Origin of the sequence: Novosphingobium bradum (assembly GCF_042646485.1) — a bacterium.
Taxonomy (GTDB): domain Bacteria; phylum Pseudomonadota; class Alphaproteobacteria; order Sphingomonadales; family Sphingomonadaceae; genus Novosphingobium; species Novosphingobium bradum.
Genome location: NZ_JBHRTQ010000003.1, coordinates 80859 through 104662 on the forward strand (window position 1 = coordinate 80859; position 23804 = coordinate 104662).

Below are 23804 nucleotides of genomic sequence, written 5' to 3' on the forward strand. Positions count from 1 at the left end.
GGGTAGCAGCGGTGGGCGCGGAGGCAACCGGCGCCGGCTTGCGGCAGCGACGAAATCAGGCGAAGCGCGCCGGGCTGTAGCGAGCCGGATCAACGGGCGGCTCGCCACCCCCGCCCACCAGCAGGCTGGCGGCCAGCCGTGCGGCGGCGGGCGCGGTCTGGATGCCGAAGCCGCCCTGCCCGGCGAACCAGAAGAAGCGCGGGCCATCGGGCGCGAAGCCATAGACCGGCAGGCGATCGGGGGCGAAGGTCCGCAGGCCGGCCCAGCGATGCTCGATCCGCTCCACCCGCCAATCGACCACCTGCTCCAGCCGGGCCACCGCCGTGGCGACGTCCAGCTCGTCGGCGGCGGCATCGCAGGGCGGGCTGCGGGTTTCGTCGTGGGGGCTGAGCCAGAGCCGCCCGGCCTGCGGCTTGAAATAGAATGCTTCGCCCAGATCCAGCACCAGCGGCAGGTCGGCCCCGGCCGGCGGCGCGGTCCGCACCTGGGCGACGGTGCGGCGATAGGGCTGCAAGGCCAGCGGGCGCACCCCGGCAAGGCTGGCCACCCGGTCGGCCCAGGCGCCGGCGGCGTTGACCAGCACGCCGGCACGGGCGCGGCGGCCATCGGCCATGGCCAGGGTCCAGCCGGCGCCATCGGCCTCGGCCTCGGCCAGCGTGGCCCCGGTCCACAGCGTCGCCCCGCCGCGCCGGGCCGCCGCGAGACAATCCTGGTGCAGCCGGGCCACGTCGATGTCGCAGCAGCTCGGCTCCAGCGCGCCGCCCACCCAGGCCGGGCGCAGGCCCGGCACCCGGGCGGCGATCGCCGCGCGGTCGAGCCGGTCCACCGCCACGCCCACCGCGGCATAGCGCGCCACGAAGGCATCGAGCGCCGCCTCCTGCCCGGCCCGCGCGATGGTCAGCGCGCCACGCGGGGTGAGATAGCCGCCAGCTGCCAGCGCCGGCCCGGACGCGGCGGTGAGCGGCTGGACGCCGGGGCCGCCGTAGCTTTCGGTCCAGAACGCGGCGGAGCGGCCGGTGGCGTGATAGCCGGGCGCCTGTTCTGCCTCCACCAGCAGGACCCGCGCGCCGCTGGCGGCCAGCTCGGCGCCAAGGCTCGCCCCGGCCATGCCGGCGCCGATCACGGCGAAGTCGAAGGAGGCGGGGGCGGGAGCGTCGGCGGTCACGGGGCGTCAGTTGTCCGCCGGGGCTGCCTGGTCAAGGAATTCGTCGATCCCGGCGATCACCCGGCCGCGCACCGGGTCCGCCTCGCGCAGCAGTTCGTGGGCGGCCTCGGTGCCGAAGCGCAGCAGCCGGGCGTGGGGAATCCAGCGGGCGGCGCGCACGGTGGCGCCGAAATCGACCAGCCGGTCGGCCGAGGCGGCGGCGATGAAGGTGGGCACGGCCAGCCGCGAGAGCACCGCGCGGCGATCCAGCCACCGCATCGAGGCGAGCGCCGCGCGCAGCCAGCCCCAGCTCGGCGGACCCATGCCCAGCCCCGGACGGCGTTCGCGCCACCACAGTTCGTCGGCATAGCGCGCGGCATCGTGGGTGAGCAGGGCCATGCGCCCGGCCGGCACCTGCCCGGGCTTTTCGCTGTCCTGGCCCCAGGCGGCACGGCGCGGATCGCCGATCGCGCACATCAGCGCGGCAAGGCAGCGCGACAGCCAGCGCGACAGGCCGGTGGGCAGGCCGTGGCGGACAAATCCCAGCATCGGCGCGGAGAGCACCAGGGCATCGGGCCGCACCCGCCCCTCGGCCACGGCGCGCAGGGCGAGATGCCCGCCCATCGAATGGGCGACCAGCACGTGGGGGCCGGGCCGCTCGGCCACCCAGGCCGGCCAGAACGCGGCAAGATCGGCGACCCAGCGGCCGAAATCATCGACATGGCCGGTCAGGGAATCGGTCCCGAGCCGGCCGGACAGAGCCTGGCCGCGCCAGTCCAGCGCGGTCACCGCCCAGCCCCGGCTGGCCCAGTGATCCAGCGATTCCAGGTATTTCTCGAGGAAATCCCCCCGTCCGGGGAGGAACAGCAGGCTCCCGCGGGGGGCCGTTTTGCCCCCCCAGTCAACCCGCCGGATCGCCCACCCATCTTCGGCCAACCACCGGGATTCCAACGCTTTTTCAGGGAATTCCCGGCGTGGCGAATGGCCCTCCAGCGATCCCGCACCCGGTTGCATACCTAATTCGACCCTCAAGCGGTTGGTTACTTTTTGGTAAGTCCTGCCGTGGCAGGGATGCAAGCGTAGTACCGGGGCACGGGGACCGATCTTGCGTAGCGAACTGCTTACCTATGGACTGCTGGCCGTGCTGGCAATCGGCCTGCTCGCCGCGGCCTTCACCGACCTGAAGCGCCGCCAGATCGACAACTGGCTCAACGCCGCGATCGCACTGGCCGCGCCGGCCTTCTGGTGGGCGAGCGGGCTGGACCTGTGGCCGGGCGTGGCCTGGCAACTGGGCGTGACAGCGCTCGCCTTCGTGATCCTTGCCGCACTGTTCGCCATGCGGATGATGGGCGGCGGCGACGTCAAGCTGCTGGCCGCGCTGGCCCTGTGGATCCGGCCCGAACACTTCCTCTGGCTGGTGGTGGTGATGAGCGTGATCGGCGGCGTGCTGACCATCGTCTTTGCCGCCTGGCACGTCACGCGCCGCCAGACCGGCCGGATCGCCATTCCCTACGGCGTGGCGATCTGCGCCGCCGCCTTGCTGACCGTTTACGTGAAATCCCTGCCTGCACTTCAGGCGACAATTCCGGCCGCCCATCTCGGGTGACCCAATCTTAACCATTTTGACCGAAACTTGGATCTTATTCGGGACCAAACTGACCTGGTCCGATCCTTAGGGGGGCTTCGATAGCCATGGACAAGAGAAAGCTCATGCTGCTGCTGGGGGCGCTGGTCGTCGCGATCGGCACGGCGCTTGCCGCCCGGAGTATGCTGGGTGGGGGCGCTGCTCCCGCCGCCGAAGCGGCCCAGCAGGCCCAGGGACCCAAGGTGCTGGTCGCCCAGCGCGCCCTGCCGGTGGGCACGATCATCACCCAGGATGCGATCAGCTACCAGGCCTGGCCCAAGGACATGGTCAAGGACGCCTACTTCATCGAAGGCGAGGCCGACGTGAACAAGCTGCTCGGCACCGTGGTCCGCTTCCCGGTCACGGCCGGCCAGCCGGTCACCCAGGGCGCGCTGGTTCGTCCCGGCGACCGCGGCTTCCTGGCCGCCGCGCTCGGGCCGGGTATGCGCGCGGTTACGATCTCGGTCTCGGGCCGTTCGGGCGTTGCCGGCTTCGTCTTCCCGGGCGACCATGTTGACCTCATGCTGACCCAGACGGTCAGCCCGCAGGGCGCCGATGGCGGCCTCCCGCTCAACGTCGCCGAAACCATCATCCGCAACCTGCGCGTTCTCGCCACCGATCAGTCGACCGAGACCAAGGTGGTTGATGGCAAGACGGTCGTCTCGAACTTTGGCCTGGTCACCATCGAGGTGAACCCCAAGCTGGCCGAGAAGATCGCGGTCGCCGACAAGCTGGGCCAGCTCAGCCTCTCGCTGCGCTCGATCGCCGACAATCAGTCGGAGCTCGAGAAGGCGGTTGCCAGCGGCCAGGTCAAGCTGCCGGCCGGCGCCTCCAAGGCCGAGGAAGACCGCCTGCTCAGCCAGGCGATGAACCGCCCGGTCGACAGCTCCACCACCTTCCAGACCGGCGGCGACGTCTCGCGCTTCCAGCGCCGGGCCATGGGCAAGCCGGCCGAACCCAAGAGCTTCGGCGAGGCCATGGGCAACGCGCTGGGCTCGATGGTCAAGGCCGTGGCCTCGGCCGCTCCGGGCCTGGGCGGTCCGCTCCCGGTCCAGTCGGGTCCGTCGGTCCGCGTTACCCGCGGCAAGACGACCACCGTCGAACAGGCGGGGAGGTAAGGCCATGACGCCGCGCAATTCCAGCCACGCCACCGGCCACGCAAAGGGCATCCAGATGAAGAACCGACTGGCCATCACCCTCCTCGCCGCTGGGGCCGGCATCGTCCTCCCCGCGGCCCTGGCCACGGCGCCACTCAGCGCCCAGGCCGTGACCCGTCCCTCGCAGGACATCGCGATCTCGATCGGCCGCGGCCAGCTGATCACGGTCCCCGGTCGCATGGCCGACGTGTTCATCGCCGACGACAAGGTCGCCGACGTGCAGATCAAGGCGACCAACCAGCTCTACGTGATGGGCAAGTCGGGCGGGGTCACCACGATCTACGCCAGCGACAGCGCCGGCAACGTGATCTGGTCGGCCAATGTCCGGATCGGCTCCAACATCGATAGCGTCGACCAGATGCTGCGGGTGGCCATGCCCGAAGCCAAGATCTCGATTTCCACCTTCGGTTCGGACACGGTCCTGCTCACCGGCACGGTCGCCGCGCCGGAAGACGCCGCCGAGGCCAAGCGCCTGGTGGAAGCCTTCATGGGCAAGTCCACCAATGTCATCAGCCGCCTGCGGATGGCGACCCCGCTCCAGGTCAACCTCCAGGTGCGGATCGCCGAGGTGAACCGCAGCCTGGTCAAGTCGATGTCGAGCAACCTGACCACGATCGACGGGACCGGCGGGTTCCAGTTCGGCCTGGGCCAGGGCCGCACGGTCGGCACGATCAGCACGGGCCTGCCGGGATACCCCGGCGCCCTGGGCATGGGTGCGTCGGTCGCCACGACCTACGCCAACCCGTTGGACCCCCTGGGGACCAACCCGACCCTCTATCCCCGGATCGTCGCGCCCGGAACCGCGGTCACGCCCGCCGGTGGCGGCGTGACCACGCTGGCCGGGGCCGGCAAGCTGTTCGGCCTCAACCTGCTCGGCACGCTCGATGCGGGCGAGACCGCGGGCCTCGTTACCACCCTGGCCCAGCCCAATCTCACCGCGATCTCGGGCGAAACCGCCGAATTCCTCGCCGGCGGCGAGTTCCCCTACCTGGTCAGCCAGGGCGCGAACGCAGCCACCTCGGTGGAATTCAAGAAGTACGGCGTCAGCCTCAGCTACACCCCCACGGTGCTCGCCAATGGCCGCATTTCCATCCGCGTGCGGCCGGAAGTGTCGGAACTGGGCGAATCGGTGCGCCAGGGCGGCTACGACGTGCCCTCGATCACCACGCGCCGCGCCGAAACCACCGTGGAGCTGGGTTCCGGCCAGAGCTTCATGATCGCCGGCCTGCTCCGCAATTCGACCAGCAACACCGTGCAGAAGCTGCCCGGTGCGGGCGACGTGCCGATCCTGGGCGCGCTGTTCCGTTCCACCGGCTTCAAGCGCGGCGAGACCGAGCTGGTCATCGTGGTAACCCCCTACCTGGTCAACCCGGTGGACGCCAACGACATCAAGCTGCCGACCGATGGCTACCAGGCGCCCAACGATGTCCAGCGCATCTTCGGTAACATGGAAAGCGCCGGGCACTCCGGCCGCGACCGGCCCAAGCCGAGCCAGGCGCCCGCGACCCAGGCGGCCACGCCGCCCACGCCGCGGATCGGCCAGAACGAAGGCGATGCCGCCCCGGCGACCGGCGCCGAACTGCCCGCGCTCGCCAGCGCCGCCCCCGCCAAGCCCGGCAAGCCCGTCAAGGCGGACCCGGCGGCCCAGCCCGGCTTCAGCCTGAAGTGAGAGAGGCCAGACCCATGAGGACTCCCATGAGCATTGCCATGCACACCAAGATCCTGACCAAGGTTCCGGCCGCCCTCGCGCTTTCGCTGGGCCTCGCGCTCGCCGGCTGCGGCGGCATGGCCACCAACCGCGGCCTCGAGAGCGTCCACCAGCCGGTGGTCGAGAAGACCAACTACGTGCTCGACCTGACGACCGGTCCCGGCGGCCTGTCGCTGCCCGAGCAGCGGCGCCTCGCCGGCTGGTTCGACGCGATGAACCTGCGCTACGGCGACAAGGTGTTCATCGACGATCCGCTCGCCAGCGGCGCCACCCGCGCCGCGGTGGAAGCCGTGGCCGCGCGCTTCGGAATGCTGCTGAGCGAGGGCACGCCGGTCACCCAGGGCTATGTCAATGCCGGCACTGCCCGCGTGGTCGTGGTCCGCGCCGTGGCCTCGGTTCCGGGCTGCCCGGACTGGGGCAACAACGCCGACACCAATTTCGCCAATGCCACCAGCCACGGCTACGGCTGCGCGGTCAACGGCAACCTGGCCGCCATGGTCGCCGATCCGGAGCACCTGATCCACGGCGCGACCGGCTCAGGCCAGACGGTCGTCATGAGTTCGAACAAGGCGATCGACGCCTATCGTGAACGCTCTGCCACGGCCGGCCAGGCCAAGGCCCAGTCCACCGGGGGGAACTGATCAATGAACGCGCCGTGGAAGGCCGGGATGCCCGGCAACAACCGAGACCCCTTCGCCGCCTTCATCTGCGACGAGGCCGCGCTCGACGCGCTGCGCCCCGTGGTCGTGGAGATGGGCTGGCAGCCGGAGAAGTGCAACAAGGGTGGCCTGCGTAATGCGGTCCAGTCGCTCTCGATCACCGCCAGCCCGAACATCCTGATGGTCGACCTGTCGGAAAGCGGCGATCCGCTCAACGATATCAACGCGCTCGCCGAAGTGTGCGAACCGGGCACGGTGGTCATCGCCATCGGCCAGGTCAACGACGTGCGGCTCTACCGCGATCTCGTGGCCTCGGGCATCCAGGACTACCTCCTGAAGCCGCTCTCGGCCGGCCAGGTGCGCGATGCCCTGCTCTCGGCCCAGGCGATCTTCACCCAGCCCAAGGCCCACGATTCCAATTCGGCCAAGCGCCACATCTCGACCGCGGTCGTGGGCACACGCGGCGGGGTCGGCGCCAGCCTGCTGGCGACCTCGCTGGCCTGGCTGTTCTCCAACGACCACAAGCTGCCGACCGCGCTGCTCGATCTCGACGTGCACTTCGGAACCGGCGCGCTCACGCTCGACCTCGAGCCGGGCCGCGGCCTGACCGACGCGATCGAGAACCCGAGCCGCATCGACGGGCTGTTCATCGAACGCGCGATGATCCGCGCCAACGACAACCTGGCGATCCTTTCGGCCGAGGCGCCGATCAACTCGCCGCTGATGACCGATGGCTCGGCTTTCGTGCAGCTGGAGGAGGAATTCCGCCAGGCCTTCGAGATGACGGTCATCGACCTGCCGCGCAATATGCTGATCAACTTCCCCCACCTGCTGGCGGACGTGAACTGCGTGGTCCTGGCAACCGAATATACCCTGTCCTCGGCGCGCGATGCGATCCGCATCCTCTCCTGGCTCAAGGCCAATGCGGCCCACGTGCAGACCTTCGTGGTGGTCAACAAGGTCCAGACCGCCGCGCAGGAAATCAGCAAGGCCGACTTCGAGGCCTCGATCGAGCGCAAGGTCTCCTACCAGATCCCCTATGACCTGAAGTCGGTGACCAATGCCGCCAAGCTCGGGCAGACCTTCGCCGAGGCCAACCGCACCACCAAGGCCGGCGCCGTGGTGCGCGAGATTGCCCAGGTAATCACCGGGGTGAGCGATGCCGCCGAGGCCGCCGCCGCGGGCAAGAAGTCGCTGCTCGGCAAGTTCGACCTCAAGGGCCTGCTCGCCAAGAAGGAGAAGGCACCGGCCTGAGCGCCGGGCCTTCCCCCGCCTGCCCCACCTGCCGTTCATGACCATGCCTGACCGCCCGGAGACTGCCCGATGAACACGATGCAACTGATGGTCGTCGCGACCGGCGGTGCCGCCGTTCTGGCGATGGGCGTCGGCGCGTTCCTGGGGCCGAACCCCCAGAAGGAACAGGCCCGCCGGCTCCAGGCCTTGCGCTTCCGCCATTCCGAGAACGCCACCGACAAGGTCGAGGCCCAGCTCAAGAAGGCGGTGGCCGCGCGCAAACCCCAGGCCCACCGCATCGCCGGCTCCGGCTCGCGCATGGAGGCCCTGGCACTGCGCCTGCACCGAACCGGCATGGGCTGGTCGATCACCAACTACATCTATGCCTCGATCGGCCTCAGCCTGGGGATCGCATTGCTGATCTACCTCAAGTCGGGGATCCCGCTGCTGTCGCTGTTCGTCGGCGCGGTGATCGGGCTCGGCCTGCCGCATATGCTGGTCAATTTCTTCATCAAGCGCCGGATCGACGCCTTCACCACCAAGTTCCCCGACGCGATCGAACTGCTTGTGCGCGGGCTGCGCTCGGGCCTGCCGGTCACCGAGACGCTGGGCGTCGTGGCGGGCGAAGTGCCCGGCCCGGTGGGCGAGGAATTCAAGCTGGTGACCGAGCGCATCCGCATCGGCAAGACCATGGAGGATGCCCTCCAGGAAACCGCCGACCGCCTCGCCACGCCCGAGTTCCAGTTCTTCTGCATCACGCTCGCGATCCAGCGCGAGACCGGCGGCAACCTCGCCGAAACGCTCTCCAACCTGTCCGACGTGCTTCGCAAGCGCGCGCAGATGAAGCTCAAGATCCGGGCGATGAGCTCGGAGTCCAAGGCCTCGGCCTATATCGTCGGCTCGCTGCCGTTCATCGTCTTCGGCCTGATCTGGTGGGTCAACCCGGGCTACGTCCACAAGTTCTTCGAGGACGAGCGGCTGATCGTCGCCGGCTGCGGCGGCCTGGTGTGGATGAGCATCGGCGCCTTCATCATGGCCAAGATGGTCAGCTTCGAGATCTGAGCGGGGGAACAAGACCATGATGACCACCCAGGCCGCTCACCCCACGCTGCTCGGCGTCGACGTGATCCTCGTCGGCTCGATCCTGGCCGGCGTCGCCGCGCTCGCGGTCGTGCTGGCGATCTATGCCGCCGTCACCGTCCGCGATCCGATGGCCAAGCGGGTCAAGGCACTCAACGAGCGGCGCGAACAGCTCAAGGCGGGCATCGTCACCAGTGGCGCGCGCCGCCGCCAGAGCCTGGTCCGCAAGAACCAGACCACCGAGCGGCTCAAGGACATCCTCGGCAAGCTCCAGGTCCTCCAGGACAGCCAGATCCACGACATCCAGCAGAAGCTGGCCTATGCCGGCATCCGCAAGAAGGAATATGCGGTCGCGGTGATCTTCGGCCGGCTGGTCCTGCCGATCGTCTTCGGCCTGGTTGCCGCCGCCGTGATCTACTGGGCCAACTACTTCCCCGACTGGGGCAGCACCAAGCGCTTCATGGGCTTCGCGGCCGCGGTGATCCTGGGCTACAAGGCGCCCGAACTCTACCTCAGCAACATTGCCTCCAAGCGCACCGACGCGATCCGCAAGGGCTTGCCCGATGCGCTCGACCTGATGGTGATCTGCGCCGAGGCGGGCCTCACCGTCGATGCCGCCTTCGGCCGCGTCGCCAAGGAACTGGGCCGGGCCTATCCGGAACTGGGCGACGAGTTCACCCTCACCGCGATCGAGCTGTCGTTCCTGACCGAGCGCCGCATGGCCTTCGAAAACCTGGCCTACCGGGTCAATCTCGATGCGGTGAAGGGCGTGGTCACCACGATGATCCAGACCGAGCGCTATGGCACCCCGCTGGCCAGCGCCCTGCGCGTGCTCTCGGCCGAATTCCGCAACGAGCGCATGATGCGCGCCGAGGAAAAGGCCGCGCGCCTGCCCGCGATCATGACCGTGCCGCTGATCCTGTTCATCCTGCCGGTGCTGTTCATCGTCATTCTCGGCCCGGCCGGCTGCTCGATCGCCGACGCCTTCGCCAATCAGAGCAAGTAGGCCAGACCAAGCAGGCCACACCGGCCGAACGCGGCAAAAGGGCCGCCGGGGCAATCCCCGGCGGCCCTTTTCGCATTCAGCGGCAAAGCAGGATCAGGCGGTAGGCGGGATCAGGCGGCCATGTCCTGCCGGGTCGCCCCATCCGCCGCCCCATCCGCCAAGCCGTCCACCGGCCCCGCAGTCAGCCCGGCACCTGCTTCGCCCGCCGGGCTGAATTCGGCTCCCTGCCGCACCCGGCCAAGCAGGCGGACCAGGGTGCGCCGCTCCTCCTCGTCGAGCGCGCCCAGGATGCCGCGCTCCATCTCCAGCGCCAGCGGCATGATCCGCGCGTGGACGCTGCGCCCGTCCGGGGTCAGTTCGAGATGATGCGAACGCCCGTCACGGGTATTGGCCCGGCGCACGGCAAGGCCGCGCGCTTCCAGCGCCTTGGCCGCGCGGTTCACCGCCACTTTGTCCATCAGGGTCGCGCGGACCAGGTCGCGCTGGGTGCGCGGCCCCGCATCGCCCAGCACCACCAGTACCCGCCATTCGGGAATGCGGATGCCGAAGCGGGCGCGGTATTCCTCGGCGATGCGATCGCTGACGGCGCTCGCGGTGACCGAAAGGAGATAGGGGAGGAAGTCGGAGAGCGGCGAATTGGGGGCAGTCATAATCGCCGTCCGCTGCCCGCCTCCCTATCGTTTGGCAAGGGCAAACCGGCCCGGATCGGCGGAATTTTCCCGATCCGTGGAACCCTTGCCACAGTCCGGCGCGATCACCCCAGCACGCGGCCGGCCACGGCATCGAGCCAGGCGACCAGGCGCCGGTCGCGGGCCTCCGGCGCGGTGACCAGCGCATGGTCGAGCACGGTGTCGATCGGGCTGGCGGTCCGCTCGGCCGGCAGGCGGGCCACCAGCTCGCGCACCGCCGCGCGGGCAAGCTCGGCATTGGCCCGCATCACCGCGAAGACCTCGGCCGCTTCCACCCCGGCCGCGCTGTCGCGCCAGCTGTCGTAGTCGGTCACCATGCCCAGCACGGCATAGGGCAGCTCGGCCTCGCGGGCGAGGCGCGCCTCGGGCATGGCGGTCATCCCGATCACGTCGGCGCCCCATTCACGATACATCCGGCTTTCGGCGCGGGTCGAGAACTGCGGCCCCTCGATGGCGACATAGCAGCCAGCGGGATGGACCACCGCGCCCGCGCCGCGCGCCGCCTCGACCGCCAGGGCGGCCAGCCGCGGGCAGACCGGATCGGCCAGGCCCACATGGGCGACCAGCCCCGGCCCGAAGAACGAGCCTTCGCGCCCAGCGGTCCGGTCGATGACCTGGTCGACCACCACGAACTGCCCCGGCGCCAGCTCCTCGCGCAGCGAACCGATCGCGCTCAGCGCCAGCACGTCGCTCACCCCGCAGCGCTTGAGCACGTCGATATTGGCGCGATAGTTGATCGCCGAGGGCGGCAGGCGGTGCCCGGCGCCGTGGCGGGCAAGGAAGGTCACCCGCACCCCGCCCAGCGTGCCGGTGATCACCGGCCCCGAAGGCTCACCGAACGGCGAGGCTACCGGGATCTCCTGGGCCTCGTCCAGCCCGACGCCTTCGGCCAGGCCCGAGCCGCCGATGATGCCGATATGCCAGCCGCGTGCCATGCCCACCCCCTCAAATAGAACCGCCGGTCGCCCGCCGCGCTCAGGCGCTGGGCACGAGAATGCCGGCGACGACGAAATCGTTGAGGTGGGCGCGATAGCGGTCACGCAGGCCCTCATCAAGCAGGGTGGCGTCGAGAACTTCGGTGTCCGAGCAATAGCGCAGCGCCAGTTGCGCGGTGAAGAACCGGTCGGCCGCGCCGATCACGGTGAAGTAGAACAGTTGCGGATCGACCGGGCGGAACACACCCCTGGCCACGCCCTCGCCAATCAGCGCCGCATAGGCGTTCAGCATCGGCTTGAGGTAGCTGTCAGCCAGCCGCCGGGCCTCGGCCGGCTGGCTCTCGCGGATCATCCGCAGCAGCAGGCGGTGGGTGTAGGGCTGGCGGAAGAAGTTGTCGACCACGCCGGCCATGTGGATACGCAGCTTGGTTTCCGGATCGAAGTCGCGCGCCAGCAGGGTTTCCACCTGGCGGACCCGCGCGCTCCACTCCCGGTCGATCAAGGCGCGCAGCAGGCCGGCCTTGTTGCCGAAATAATATTTCACCAGCGCCGAATTGAGCCCCGAACGGCGCGACAGCTCCGACAGCGAGACATCCTCGATATCGCCCTGGCACATGATTGCGCTGGCCGCATCCAGCAACTGGGTGCGGGCATCGCCGGCCTCATCGGGAACCATGGCAGCGGAGGGCGTGCCGTCAGGAGCCATCATGCCAGGCTGCGGCCCTTCCGGCGCGCAATCGCCCGGATGCGCGGCATCGGCATCATCGGCGCCCGCGCCAACCGGCAGGAACCTGTCCATCACTGCCGTCCCGATCCCGGGTTCGACCGGCAAGCCATTCTCGGGCAACTCCCTGTGTCTTAATCGGGCGGTTAAATAGGCGTGGTGGGTGGCCGCGGTCAAATGCGACGTGCGAGGCCAGCCGATCGCGCCGCGCGGCTCCGCAGGCATCCGCCGCCGAATGTTTATCCTTCATTTACCATGGATCGCTACATTCCCCCTTGAGAACGCGCGGCAGGGCCGCACGCAACCGCCGGCAGATCAACCCGGCAACAGACAAGGGAACGCAAAGACGATGGGGCGCAAGACTATCCGGCTGGCCGCAATGGGCGTGTCGCTGCTGGCCTGCATGGCAGCCGAGCAAGCGCTCGCGCAAGCGACCGCAGCCCCGGCCGCGCCGCTTGCCGAAACCCCTGCCTCGGAAGCCCCGGCCGCCGATACCATCGTGGTCACCGGCTCGCGCCTCGCCCGGCTGCGCGCCGATGCCACCGTCCCGACCCTGGTGACCCCGGCCTCCGCGCTCGAACGCTCGGGCGACGTGCTGCTCCAGGAAAGCTTCAAGCGCTCGCCGGCCTTTGCCTTCACCACGCCGGGGGCCAGCAGCCCGATCGGCGCGCAGTCCGGACCGTTCGGCTCGGGCCAGACCTTCATCGACTATCTCGGCCTCGGCTCGCAGCGCACCCTGGTGCTGCTCGACAGCCGCCGCTCGATCAGTTCCAGCAGCGCCTCGGTGTTCGGCGCGGGCGATCCGGGCAGCCAGGTCGATCTCAACACGATCCCGACCCTGATGGTTGACCGGATCGAGACCATGTCGGTCGGCGGCGCGCCGATCTACGGCTCCGATGCCATCGCCGGCACGGTCAACATCGTGCTCAAGGACCAGTTTCAGGGGCTGAAGCTCGATGGCGAATATGGCCTGTCCGACCACGGCGACGCCGCCCAGTACCGCCTCGGCGTGCTGGCCGGAACCGACTTTGCCGGCGGGCGCGGCTCGGTCGTCGCCAGCTTCGAATATACGCAAGGCGACGGCCTGCTCGCCAGCGACCGCGAGGTCACCCGCGATGGCCCGACCTACCTGCCGCCGGTCACCGGCACCTCGGCGTTCAAGAACGTCTACGTGCCGAATATGCGGATCTCGGCCTTCTCGGAATATGGCGTGCCGGTGGCCTTCCCGCTGACCGTCCCCGGCCTCAAGGTGTCCGGGCGCAGCTTCGACATCCGCAATGCCCAGGGCCAAACGCTCGGCTTCAACGCCACCGGCCAGCTGGTGCCTTATGATCTGGGCACGGCCAGCGGCTCGCCGCTGACCTCGGCCGGCGGCGACGGCTACAACGCCGCCAATGCCACCAGCCTGCTCACCCCGCTGCGCCGCTATGTCGGCATGGTCAAGGCGCGCTACCGGCTGACCGACGGGATCACCGCCCATGTCGGCCTGTCCTATGCCAATTCGCGCGGCACCACGCTGCGGACCGATCCGGCCTACAATTCGCTGGCCTTCGGCAACCTCGGCACGGTCAACGGCTATCTCGCCATCCCGCTGAGCAACCCCTTCCTCTCCGCCGCCGACCGCGCGACGATCGCCTCGTCGATCACCGCGGCCACCGGCAATCCGCGGCCGAGCGTGTTCTACCTTGGCCGCGCCAGCACCGATGCCGTGAGCGGCCGCGCCACTTCCACCACCGAGCTCTATCGCCTGGTCGGCAGTGTCGATGGCAGCTTCGCCCTTGCCGGCCGCGAATGGCAATGGGAGGTCAGCTCCACCTACGGGCGCATGGTCAACACCGGCGAGGGCCGCCAGCTCCTCGAACAGAATTTCCAGAACGCGCTGGCCGGCTGCACCGGCGCCAGTTCGCCGCTGGCCTCGATCAACCCCACCTGCTCGGCCTTCAACCCCTTCGGTCAGACCAACAGCCAGGCCACGCTCGACTATGTCAGCGCCGCCTATACGGCCAAGTCGAAGAACACCCAGTGGGTGGCAACCGCCTCGGCGCGCGGCTCGCTGTTTGACCTGCCCGGCGGACCGGCCGGCGTGGTCGTCGGCTACGAACACCGCTACGAGCATTCGCAGTTCGATCCCGATGCCTTCCTGTTCGGCAAGGTCGTCAGCCCCGATCCCACCGTGGCGCGGGTGTCGTGGGGCCGCTCCGCCCCGGTAGATGCGGTGCGCGGGCACTTCCACACCAACGAAGTGTTCGGCGAACTGCGTCTGCCCTTCATCGAGCAGGTCGAGGTCAACGCCGCCGGCCGCTATGTCGATCATTCGACCGCGGGCGGCGCCTTCACCTGGACCACCGGTGCGCGTTTCCGCCCGGTGCCCGACGTGGCCCTGCGCGGCAATTTCACCCGATCGATCCGTTCGCCAGCGGTCACCGAACTGTTCAATCCGGCCAGCCAGGCCTTCCTCACCGGCAACGATCCGTGCGATTCGCGGTTCCTCGCCAGCGGCCCCAACCCCGCCGTGCGCGCAGCCAATTGCGCCGCCGCCGGGGTGCCGACTACGCTGATCTCGAACATCGTCACCACCGGCGTGCTCGGCATCAATTCGGGTAACCGCGCGCTGAAGAACGAGGTCGCCGACAGCTGGACGCTGGGCCTGGTGCTCACCCCGAGCATGGTGCCCGGCTTCGCGCTCACCGTTGACTGGCTCGACATCCGCCTGAAGGACGCGATCATCTCGGCCACGGCGCGCCAGGTGCTGGAAGCCTGCTACGATTCCACGAGCTACCCGGCCCCTTCGGCCTGCGGCCAGTTCACCCGCAATGCCGCCGGCCAGGTCACCGCCCTCCGCACCGGCTTCATCAACGCCGCCTCCACCCGCTACAGCGGCCTCGCGGTCGATGCCTCGTGGCGGATCGGCGCGCCGTTCCTCGGGCAGGACGGCCGGATCACGCTGGACGCGCAGTACCAGTATACCGACCGGCTCGAAACCCGCATCGGCGATGGCGCGATCACGCACCTGGCTGGCGCGATCGGCAACTCGAAGCACAAGGCCACCGGCACCCTGGCGGCCGATACCCGGTCGGTCGGCGGCTGGCTGCGGATGCAGTACATCGGCCCGGCCGAGGTGGACATGGATGCCGCCGCCGGCACCTATGACCTGCCCCACCGCGATGCCGTCGCCTTCATCGATGCCGGCGCGCGCTTCACGGTGCAGGACAAGTTCACCCTTCGCCTCTCGGTCGAGAATGTGTTCGACACGAAACCGCCTTTCCCCTCGCCGGCCGGCGGCGGGGTGATCGCCTACTGGCAGGGGGTCATGGGCCGCTATGTCAAGGTTGGTGCAAGCGCCGCGTTCTGAGCCTCCGCGGAAAGCTGCACCAAAAGAGGGGCCGGGGAGCGCAAGCTCTCCGGCCCTTCGTCTGTATCGCAACCGACAATCTCGCCCCCTCCCGGCGAGAGATGGGTTAGTGCCTCAGGCTACCGAAATCGCCAGCTGGCCCTCGCCCTCGTCGATCCGCACCGCGGCGCCGTCGGGGATCTGGCCGCCCAGCAGCTTTTCCGCCAGCGGATCCTGCAAATAGCGCTGGACCGCGCGCTTCAATGGCCGCGCGCCATAGACCGGATCGTAGCCCACCCGGCCCAGCCAGCGCCGGGCCGCATCGCTGAGGTCGAGCGTGATCTTGCGGTCCTTGAGCAGCTTCTGCACCCTGCCCACCTGGAGGTCGACGATCGGCGCCATGTGCTCCTGGCCCAGGCGGTGGAACAGGATGATCTCGTCGAGCCGGTTGAGGAATTCGGGCCGGAAATGGCCGCGCACCACTTCCATCACCTGCGGCTCGACACTCTCCACGTCCTGCCCTTCCTCAAGCCCGGCCAGGTACTGGCTGCCCAGGTTCGAGGTGAGGATGATCAGCGTGTTGGTGAAGTCCACCACACGGCCCTGCCCGTCGGTCAGCCGGCCATCGTCCAGCACCTGGAGCAGCACGTTGAACACGTCGGGATGGGCCTTTTCCACCTCGTCGAACAATACCACCTGATACGGGCGCCGTCGCACGGCCTCGGTCAGCACGCCGCCCTCGTCATAGCCGACATAGCCCGGAGGCGCGCCGATCAGGCGGCTCACCGCGTGCTTCTCCATGAACTCCGACATATCGATGCGAACCATCGCGGCGTCGTCGTCGAACAGGAAGCCGGCCAGCGCCTTGGTCAGCTCGGTCTTGCCCACGCCCGTGGGGCCAAGGAACAGGAAGGAGCCGAGCGGCCGGTTGGGGTCCTGAAGCCCCGCCCGGGCGCGGCGCACGGCCTTCGACACGGCGGTGACCGCGTCCTTCTGGCCGATCACCCGCGCGCCGATCACCTCTTCCATGCGGAGCAGCTTCTCGCGCTCGCCCTCCATCATCCGGTCGACCGGCACCCCGGTCCACCGGCTGACCACCCCGGCGATGTCATCGGCGGTCACTTCCTCGCGCAGCAGGGCGCCGTCGCCCGAAGCCCCCTGCGCCGCCGCCAGTTGCTGCTCCAGCTCCGGGATCCGGCCATAGGAAAGTTCGCCGGCCTTGGCATAGTCGCCCTGGCGCTGGGCCTGCTCCAGTTCCACCCGCGCGGCGTCGAGCTGTTCCTTGATCTTGCCTTCCGCCGCGATCTTGTCGCGCTCGTTCTGCCAGCGGGTGGTCAGTTCCGAGCTCTGCTGCTCAAGGTTGGCCAGCTCCTCGCGCAGGGCCGCAAGCCGGTCCTTGCTGGGCTGGTCGCTCTCGCGGCCCAGCGCCTGCTCCTCGATCTTGAGCTGGATGATCCGCCGGTCAAGTTTCTCGATCTCCTCGGGCTTGCTCTCCACTTCCATGCGGATGCGGCTGGCCGCCTCGTCCATCAGGTCGATCGCCTTGTCGGGCAGGAAGCGGTCGGCGATGTAGCGGTTGGACAGCGTCGCCGCCGCCACGATCGCGCCATCGGTGATCCGCACCCCGTGGTGCAATTCGTAGCGGTCCTTCAGCCCGCGCAGGATCGAGATCGTATCCTCGACCGTCGGCTCGCCCACGAACACCGGCTGGAACCGCCGCTGCAAGGCGGGGTCCTTCTCCACATACTTCTGGTATTCATCGAGCGTGGTCGCGCCAATGCAGTGCAGCTCGCCGCGCGCAAGCGCGGGCTTCAGGAGGTTGCCCGCATCCATCGCGCCCTCGCCCTTGCCCGCGCCGATCAGGGTGTGCATCTCGTCGATGAACAGGATAATCTGGCCCTCGGCGCCCTTCACCTCGTCGAGCACGGCCTTGAGGCGCTCCTCGAACTCGCCGCGATACTTGGCGCCCGCAATCAGGCTGCCCATGTCGAGCGCCATCAGCGCGCGGTCCTTGAGGCTGTCGGGCACGTCGCCATTGGCGATCCGCAGGGCCAGGCCTTCCGCGATCGCGGTCTTGCCCACGCCCGGCTCGCCGATCAGCGCCGGGTTGTTCTTGGTGCGCCGCGCCAGGATCTGCACCGTGCGGCGGATTTCCTCGTCGCGCCCGATCACCGGATCAAGTTTGCCGTCGCGCGCCGCTTGCGTGAGGTCGCGCGCATATTTCTTCACCGCATCATAGCTTTCCTCGGCCGAAGCCGAATCGGCCGTGCGCCCGCCGGTCGCCTCCTGGATCGCCGCCTCCAGCGCCTTGGCATCCACGTTCGCCGCCTTCAGCGCCTGCCCGGCCGCGCCGGTGCTCAGCGCCAGCGCCTGCAAGATCCGCTGCACCGGCACGAAAGAGTCGCCCGCCTTGGCGGCAAGCTGCTCGGCCTGGTCCAGCACGCGCACGGCATCGTTATCGAGGCCAGGCGTCGCCTGCGCCCCGCCGCCCGAAACCGCCGGAACCTTGCCCAGCGCCTTCTCGACCTCGTCGTTGGCAAATTTCGCATTGCCCCCGGCGCGCTGGATCAGCTGCGCGGCCATGCCCTGGTCATCATCAAGCAGCGCTTTCAGCAGATGCTCGGGCGCGATGCGCTGGTGGCTCTTGCGGATCGCAACGGTCTGCGCGGCCTGAAGGAAACCCTTGGCCCGATCGGTAAACTTTTCGAGATTCATGTGGGTGTCTCGCCTCCTGTTGGTGGAGAGATAGTGTTGCACTTTGGCAACACAAGTTCCTCGCCCGTGATTTTTATGCCCGGCCCAATCTGGTCATGCTTTGACGTTCCGCAAGAGTCTGATCGCAGGCGCAAAAATTGCCGGCACTGGCGCGCACCGGCAGCGATGCTAGACATCCGTCATGCACCGCTTCTCCGCCCCGCTCGCCGCACTCGTCCTCGCCGCCTGCGCCGCCCAGCCGCGCCCCGCGCCGCCGGCAGCGGCCCCTGCCCCACCCGTCGCCACGGCCGAACCCCAGCCCGCGCCGCTCTCCGCCCTGGTCGATGCCGTTTCCATCCCCTACGAGAAGTTTACCCTGGCCAACGGCCTCACCGTTCTCGTCCACACCGATCGCAAGGCGCCGATCGTCGGCGTCACCACCTATTATCGCGTCGGCTCGAAGAACGAACCCAAGGGCCGCACCGGCTTCGCCCACCTCTACGAGCACCTGTTCTTCGGCGGCTCGGAAAACGTGCCCTCCTTCGATGTGCCGCTGGAAGGTGCCGGCTCCACCCCCACCAACGGCTCCACCTGGTACGATCGCACCAACTATGTCGAAACCGTCCCCACCGGCGCGCTCGACCGGGCGCTGATGATGGAGGCGGACCGGATGGGCCACCTGCTCGGCGCGGTCACGCAAGCCAAGCTGGATAAGCAGCGCGGCGTGGTCCAGAACGAGAAGCGCCAGGGCGACAACCAGCCCTATGGCCTTGCCGAATATGCGATCGGCGAAGGGCTGTTCCCGGTCGGCCACCCCTATCGCCACTCCACCATCGGCTCGATGGCCGATCTCGATGCGGCAACCCTGGCCGACGTGCGCGCGTGGTTCCGCGATCACTATGCCCCCAACAACGTGGTTCTCGCGCTGACCGGCGACATCGATGCGGCCACGGCCCGCCCGCTGGTGGAAAAGTGGTTCGGCGCCATTCCCGCCGGCCCGCCGGTCAGCCCGGTCGCCGCCGCGCCGGTCACCCTGCCCGCGCCGGCCAGCCGCGACATGGCCGACCAGGTGCCCACCTTGCGGCTCACCCGCAACTGGAGCGGCCCCGGCCTCAACGATGCCGATGGCCCGGCGCTGATGGTCGGCATGGACGTGCTTGGCGGCCTTGCCTCCTCCCGGCTCGACAATGCGCTGGTGCGCGGCCAGCAGATCGCCGTGGCAGTCACCGCCTCGGCCCAGCAGTTCGAAGCGGTGAGCCAGCTCCAGGCCTCGATGGACGTCAAGCCCGGCGTCGATCGCGCCCGGGCCGAAGCCGCCCTCGATGCAGTCATCGCCAGGCTGGTGGCCGAAGGGCCGACCGCCGACGAGGTCCGCCGCTCCGCCACGCGGCTCGCCAGCGCCCAGATCGGCGCGCTCGAACAGGTCGGCGGCTTTTCCGGCAAGGGCGCGACCCTGGCCGAGGGCCAGCTCTATTCGGGCGATCCGGAAAAGTTCCGCCGCGACCTCGCGGCCATTGCCGCGCTCACCCCGACGCAGGTCCAGGCCGCATTGGCCAAGTGGCTCGGCCGGCCCGCCTTCGCGCTCGCCGTGGTGCCCGGCACGCGCACCGAAAAGGGCGAGCAGATGGGCGGCTGGGGCGATGAAGGCGCCGCCCCGCCCCGCCCGAAAGACCCGAAGAAGCCCGTGTCCGCGGTCAAGCAGGGGCCGAAGCGCGCCATTCCCGAGGTCGCCCCGGTGGGCGATCTCGCCTTCCCCGCGCTGGAACGGGCCGCCCTGTCCAATGGCGTGGCAGTCACCCTTGCCCGCCGCACCGCCGTGCCCAAGGTGCTGGTCTCGATCAGCTTCGATGCCGGCACCGCGGCCGACCGGCTCGATGCGCCCGGCACGCAAGGCGCCATGCTCGCCCTGCTCGATGAAGGCACGGCCACGCGCGATGCCACCCGGATCGCCGAGGACCAGGAGCGCCTCGGCGCCACGATCAGCGCCCAGGCCGGGCTGGATTCCTCGGTGGTCACGCTCGATGCGCTGACCGCCAACCTTTCCCCCTCGCTCGCCCTGATGGCCGATCTGGTCCGCAATCCCGCCTTCCGCGCCGAGGATGTCGCCCGGGTCCGCGACCAGCGGCTGAGCGAACTGGCCCAGGCCGAGGCCAGCCCCGGCGCCCTCGCCTGGCGCACCCTCGCCCCGCTGCTGTTCGGCCCGGACCACCCCTATGGCCTGCCCGCCGATGGCCTCGGCACGGCCAGCGCGGTGAGCGCCCTCACCCCCGAGGCGCTGGCCGCCGCCCATGCCCGCTGGCTGCGCCCCGATCTTGCCCGGATCACCGTGGTCGGCGATGTCACGATGGACCGGCTGCTGCCTCTGCTCGAACAGGCCTTTGGCGCCTGGACCGCGCCCGCCGCGCCGCCCCCGGCCAAGCCGCTCACCGCCCCGATCCCCGCGCCCGCCGCCCGGATCCTCGTCCTTGATCGGCCCAACTCGCCGCAGTCCTACATCCTCGCCGGCCGCGTCCTCCCCCTCACCGGCCGCGACCAGAACCACGAGGCGCTCGATCTGGCCAACGAGGTTCTCGGCAATGGTTTCCTCTCGCGGCTCAATCTCGACCTGCGCGAGGACAAGGGGTGGAGCTACGGCGTGCGCTCGGCCATCTCCAGCCCGGTGGGCCAGCGCAGCTTCAGCCTTGCAGCCCCGGTGCAGGCCGACCGTACCGGCGATGCAATCCGCCTGCTGCTGGCCGACATCGCGGCCTTTCCGGCGGCAAGGCCCGTCACCCCGGACGAACGCACCCGCGTCACCGACGGCAATATCCGCGGCCTGCCCAACCGCTATGAAACCAATGCCCAGGTCCTCCAGGCGATCGTCGCCAACCAGCGCCTCGGCCGGCCTGACGACTATGTGACCACGCTGCCGGCCCGCTACCGCGCGATCGATGCCGCCGCGCTCGATGCCGCCGCGCGCAGCTGGCTGGGACCGCAGGGGCTGACCTTCGTGGTGGTGGGCGACCGCAAGGTGATCGCCCCGCAGCTCACCGGCCTCGGCCTGCCGATCACCTATGCCCCCGCGCCGGGCGGTTGACAGGGGCCGAAGGCTCGGCAACCTTTGGCCGCGCATCAGGGAGTATCGAAATGAGCGTTGCCGGCACCTACGAAGTCACCATCAAGACCCCGATCGGGCCGCAGACCGGCACGATGACGGTCGTCCCCGATGGCAGCACCTTCACCGGCCAGTTCACCAGCCCGATGGGCGATGCGAGCATCGAAGACGGCGCCGTTGCCGGCGATACGCTCACCTGGAAAGTCAGCCTGACCAAGCCGATGCCGATCGCGCTGACCTGCACCGCCACGGTCAGCGGCGATGCGATTCAAGGCAGCGTCAATGCCGGCGCCTTCGGCTCCATGGCACTGGAAGGCACCCGCAAGGGCTGAAATCGGGCGCCCGGCGGCAGCGATTACGGAATCGAGAAGTCGTAAATCCGGAAGCTCGTCTTGCCGCCGGGCAGCACGAAGGCATATTCGCCCGCCGGCAGGTCGGCCGCGAACTGGATCCGGAAGATCCCGTCGCCCATGTCCTCGGCATCGAAGGGCAGGGTATTCTTCGGATCGACGCCGACCACCTCGACATAGGGCTGAACCCTGCCGACCACGAATTGCCGGGTATTCTTGTCCACCCGGAATTTCACCAGGCTGAATTCGTTGGGCGATTGCGCGGCGGCCGAACCCACGGTCCCGAACGTGTTCACCTTCTCATCGTCGGCGTTGAAATAGAAGTAGAAGGTTGGCCGCGAGCCGTGGATCACGGTCTGGGCCTGGGCCTGGGTGACCGTCAACTTGGCCATCAGCGGAAACAGGATGCTTCCGTTGCCGGTGACCTTCAGCCCTGCCGAAGCGGCCGGGCGCAGCATGGTCATCTTCGCCGGCTGGGCGCTTTCCAGCAGGTAGATGCCCGGCGCGTGCTTGACCAGCGGATCGGCCGAGGCATTGTTCACGCCCTGCGCCCGCGATGAGCCGGTGCACTTGTCGACCATCGCCACGATGACATCCTGCGCCACCCCGGCCGAACTCAGCGCGATGATCGCCTCGGTCGACGTATCGTAGTTGCAGGGCAGTGCCCTGATCTTGGCGATGATCACGTCGGGGCCAAGCCCGGCCCGGTGCAGGGCCATCACGCTGCGGTTATCGAACGACTGGGCATTCGCCGCCGTCGCCGCGCCAAGCGCCAGCGCCATGGCCAGCGCCCCTGTTCCCCTCCGCATCCGTCAGCCCCCCGTTCGCGAAATCAGCCCAGCGCCTTCTTCAGCAGCTCGTTGACCACCTGCGGGTTGCCCTTGCCCTGCATGGCCTTCATCGTCTGGCCCACGAAGAAGCCGAACAGGGCTTCCTTGCCGCCCTTGTACTGCGCCACCTTGTCGGCATTGTCGGCCAGGACCTTGGCGACCACGGCCTCGATCGCGCCGGTATCGCTCTCCTGCTTCAGCCCCTCGCGCTCGACGATCGCTTCCGCGCCGTCTCCGCTCTCCAGCATCTTTTCCAGCACCTGCTTGGCGATGGAGCCAGAGATCGTGCCATTGCCGATCAGCGCCAGCAGCTCGGCGGCCTGCGCGGGCGAAACCGGGCTGTCTTCAAGGCTGCGGCCGATGCGGTTCAAGGCGCCGAAGAATTCCGAGGTCAGCCAGTTGGCCGCCTGCTTGGCCACGCCGTCCTCGCCCTTGCCCTGCCTGGCGGCGGCCTCGGCCAGCAGCGCCTCGAACCAGCGCGCGGTTTCCACCTCGGCGGTCAGCACCCCGGCCACGTAGGGCGTGAGGCCCAGCGCGTTTTCATAGCGGTGGCGCTTGGCGTCGGGCAGCTCGGGCAGGCTCGCCCGGCAGGCTTCCACGAAAGCATCGTCCAGCTCCAGCGGGAGCAGGTCGGGATCGGGGAAATAGCGATAGTCGTGCGCGTCTTCCTTGCTCCGCATCGAGCGGGTGGTGCCGGTGTCGGGATCAAACAGGCGGGTTTCCTGGACGATCTTGCCCCCGCTCTCCAGCACGTCGACCTGGCGGCTGGCCTCATGCTCGATGGTGGCCATGACGAAGCGCACCGAGTTGACGTTCTTGGTCTCGGTCCGGGTGCCGAATTCGTCACCAGGCTTCCTCACCGACACGTTGACGTCGGCGCGCATGGAGCCTTCCTCCATGTTGCCGTCGCACGATCCCACATAGCGCAGGATCGCGCGCAGCTTGCGGAGATAGGCTCCGGCCTCGGCCGGCGAGCGCAGGTCCGGGCGGCTGACAATCTCCATCAGCGCCACGCCCGAACGGTTGAGATCGACATAGGACATGGTCGGATGCTGGTCGTGCATCAGCTTGCCGGCATCCTGCTCGACATGGATGCGCTCCACCCCGATGCGCTTCACGTCGGCTTCGGGGTTCTTGTCATCGAGGCTGATGTCGATGTGCCCCTCGCCCACCAGCGGGTGGTAGAGCTGGCTGATCTGGTAGCCCTGCGGGAGATCGGCGTAGAAATAGTTCTTCCGGTCGAACCGGCTCCACTTGTTGATCTGCGCGTCGATCGCCAGGCCGGTGCGGACCGCCTGGCGGATGCATTCCCGGTTGGGCACCGGCAACATCCCGGGCATGGCCGCATCGACCAGGCTCACCTGGGAATTGGGCTCGGCCCCGAAGGTGGCCGAGGCGCCGGAAAACAGCTTGGACTTGGAAACGACCTGCGCGTGAACTTCAAGGCCGATCACGACCTCCCATTCGCCCGTGGCGCCCTGGATGCGATATGCGGTGCTCATGACAGCTCCGTTAGGGCCGCAAGGGCCAAGAGAAAAGGGGGAAG

At 68.9% G+C, this 23804-nt stretch carries 18 protein-coding genes; 10 read left to right on the top strand and 8 right to left on the bottom strand.

The window, feature by feature from the left end; all coding sequences use genetic code 11:
- Positions 1 to 55: 55 nt before the first annotated feature.
- Both ACFOD9_RS02615 and ACFOD9_RS02620 read right to left on the bottom strand, forming a co-directional pair.
- Positions 56 to 1165: an NAD(P)/FAD-dependent oxidoreductase gene (locus ACFOD9_RS02615; RefSeq protein ID WP_379508531.1), complete on the bottom strand. Its 1110-nt coding sequence runs from the start codon at positions 1163 to 1165 to the stop codon at positions 56 to 58.
- A 6-nt stretch (positions 1166 to 1171) separates the two neighbouring features.
- The gene (locus tag ACFOD9_RS02620; RefSeq protein WP_379508532.1) at positions 1172 to 2080 is read right to left on the bottom strand and encodes an alpha/beta fold hydrolase; all 909 of its coding nucleotides are present in this window, start codon (positions 2078 to 2080) and stop codon (positions 1172 to 1174) included.
- Between the two features lie 169 nt (positions 2081 to 2249).
- Between ACFOD9_RS02620 and ACFOD9_RS02625 the strand changes: the two genes are divergently transcribed.
- The 7 genes from ACFOD9_RS02625 to ACFOD9_RS02655 all read left to right on the top strand — a co-directional run bounded on the left by ACFOD9_RS02625 (position 2250) and on the right by ACFOD9_RS02655 (position 9611).
- Positions 2250 to 2750, top strand: coding sequence for an A24 family peptidase (locus tag ACFOD9_RS02625; RefSeq protein WP_379508533.1), 501 nt, complete (start codon positions 2250 to 2252; stop codon positions 2748 to 2750).
- Between the two features lie 86 nt (positions 2751 to 2836).
- Positions 2837 to 3886 carry a Flp pilus assembly protein CpaB gene (gene cpaB / locus ACFOD9_RS02630; RefSeq protein ID WP_379508534.1) on the top strand — a complete coding sequence of 350 codons (1050 nt, stop codon included), beginning with the start codon at positions 2837 to 2839 and terminating at the stop codon, positions 3884 to 3886.
- A 4-nt stretch (positions 3887 to 3890) separates the two neighbouring features.
- Entirely contained in the window at positions 3891 to 5594 is a 1704-nt protein-coding gene (locus tag ACFOD9_RS02635; RefSeq protein ID WP_379508535.1) for a type II and III secretion system protein family protein, read from the top strand.
- A gap of 26 nt (positions 5595 to 5620) precedes the next feature.
- Positions 5621 to 6274 carry a CpaD family pilus assembly lipoprotein gene (locus tag ACFOD9_RS02640; RefSeq protein ID WP_379508536.1) on the top strand — a complete coding sequence of 218 codons (654 nt, stop codon included), beginning with the start codon at positions 5621 to 5623 and terminating at the stop codon, positions 6272 to 6274.
- A gap of 3 nt (positions 6275 to 6277) precedes the next feature.
- On the top strand, positions 6278 to 7546 hold the full coding sequence (locus ACFOD9_RS02645) for a pilus assembly protein CpaE (RefSeq protein WP_379508537.1): 1269 nt from the start codon (positions 6278 to 6280) through the stop codon (positions 7544 to 7546).
- Between the two features lie 69 nt (positions 7547 to 7615).
- Positions 7616 to 8587 carry a type II secretion system F family protein gene (locus tag ACFOD9_RS02650; RefSeq protein WP_379508538.1) on the top strand — a complete coding sequence of 324 codons (972 nt, stop codon included), beginning with the start codon at positions 7616 to 7618 and terminating at the stop codon, positions 8585 to 8587.
- 19 nt (positions 8588 to 8606) lie between these two features.
- Positions 8607 to 9611, top strand: coding sequence for a type II secretion system F family protein (locus ACFOD9_RS02655; protein WP_379508686.1), 1005 nt, complete (start codon positions 8607 to 8609; stop codon positions 9609 to 9611).
- A gap of 110 nt (positions 9612 to 9721) precedes the next feature.
- Here ACFOD9_RS02655 and ACFOD9_RS02660 read toward each other — a convergent pair whose 3' ends face one another.
- The 3 genes from ACFOD9_RS02660 to ACFOD9_RS02670 all read right to left on the bottom strand — a co-directional run bounded on the left by ACFOD9_RS02660 (position 9722) and on the right by ACFOD9_RS02670 (position 12034).
- Positions 9722 to 10261, bottom strand: a complete 540-nt coding sequence (locus ACFOD9_RS02660; protein WP_379508539.1) for a MarR family winged helix-turn-helix transcriptional regulator — start codon at positions 10259 to 10261, stop codon at positions 9722 to 9724.
- Between the two features lie 104 nt (positions 10262 to 10365).
- Positions 10366 to 11235, bottom strand: coding sequence for an S-methyl-5'-thioadenosine phosphorylase (gene mtnP / locus ACFOD9_RS02665; RefSeq protein ID WP_379508540.1), 870 nt, complete (start codon positions 11233 to 11235; stop codon positions 10366 to 10368).
- A gap of 40 nt (positions 11236 to 11275) precedes the next feature.
- On the bottom strand, positions 11276 to 12034 hold the full coding sequence (locus ACFOD9_RS02670) for a TetR family transcriptional regulator (RefSeq protein WP_379508541.1): 759 nt from the start codon (positions 12032 to 12034) through the stop codon (positions 11276 to 11278).
- Positions 12035 to 12308: 274 nt separating this feature from the next.
- Between ACFOD9_RS02670 and ACFOD9_RS02675 the strand changes: the two genes are divergently transcribed.
- Positions 12309 to 15311, top strand: a complete 3003-nt coding sequence (locus ACFOD9_RS02675; RefSeq protein ID WP_379508542.1) for a TonB-dependent receptor domain-containing protein — start codon at positions 12309 to 12311, stop codon at positions 15309 to 15311.
- Positions 15312 to 15425: 114 nt separating this feature from the next.
- On the opposite strand, the gene clpB is transcribed toward ACFOD9_RS02675, so the two are convergent.
- Complete coding sequence (gene clpB / locus ACFOD9_RS02680; RefSeq protein WP_379508543.1) at positions 15426 to 18005, bottom strand: ATP-dependent chaperone ClpB; 2580 nt, start codon at positions 18003 to 18005, stop codon at positions 15426 to 15428.
- Between the two features lie 181 nt (positions 18006 to 18186).
- On the opposite strand from clpB, the gene ACFOD9_RS02685 reads away from it, so the two are divergent.
- A complete protein-coding gene (locus tag ACFOD9_RS02685) occupies positions 18187 to 21060 on the top strand; it encodes a M16 family metallopeptidase (RefSeq protein ID WP_379508544.1) in 2874 nt (957 codons plus the stop codon).
- A gap of 50 nt (positions 21061 to 21110) precedes the next feature.
- On the top strand, positions 21111 to 21410 hold the full coding sequence (locus ACFOD9_RS02690) for a hypothetical protein (RefSeq protein WP_379508545.1): 300 nt from the start codon (positions 21111 to 21113) through the stop codon (positions 21408 to 21410).
- Positions 21411 to 21433: 23 nt separating this feature from the next.
- Here ACFOD9_RS02690 and ACFOD9_RS02695 read toward each other — a convergent pair whose 3' ends face one another.
- Both ACFOD9_RS02695 and gatB read right to left on the bottom strand, forming a co-directional pair.
- Positions 21434 to 22237, bottom strand: a complete 804-nt coding sequence (locus tag ACFOD9_RS02695) for a hypothetical protein (RefSeq protein WP_379508546.1) — start codon at positions 22235 to 22237, stop codon at positions 21434 to 21436.
- A 23-nt stretch (positions 22238 to 22260) separates the two neighbouring features.
- Complete coding sequence (gatB, locus tag ACFOD9_RS02700; RefSeq protein WP_379508547.1) at positions 22261 to 23760, bottom strand: Asp-tRNA(Asn)/Glu-tRNA(Gln) amidotransferase subunit GatB; 1500 nt, start codon at positions 23758 to 23760, stop codon at positions 22261 to 22263.
- Between the last annotated feature and the right edge of the window lie 44 nt (positions 23761 to 23804).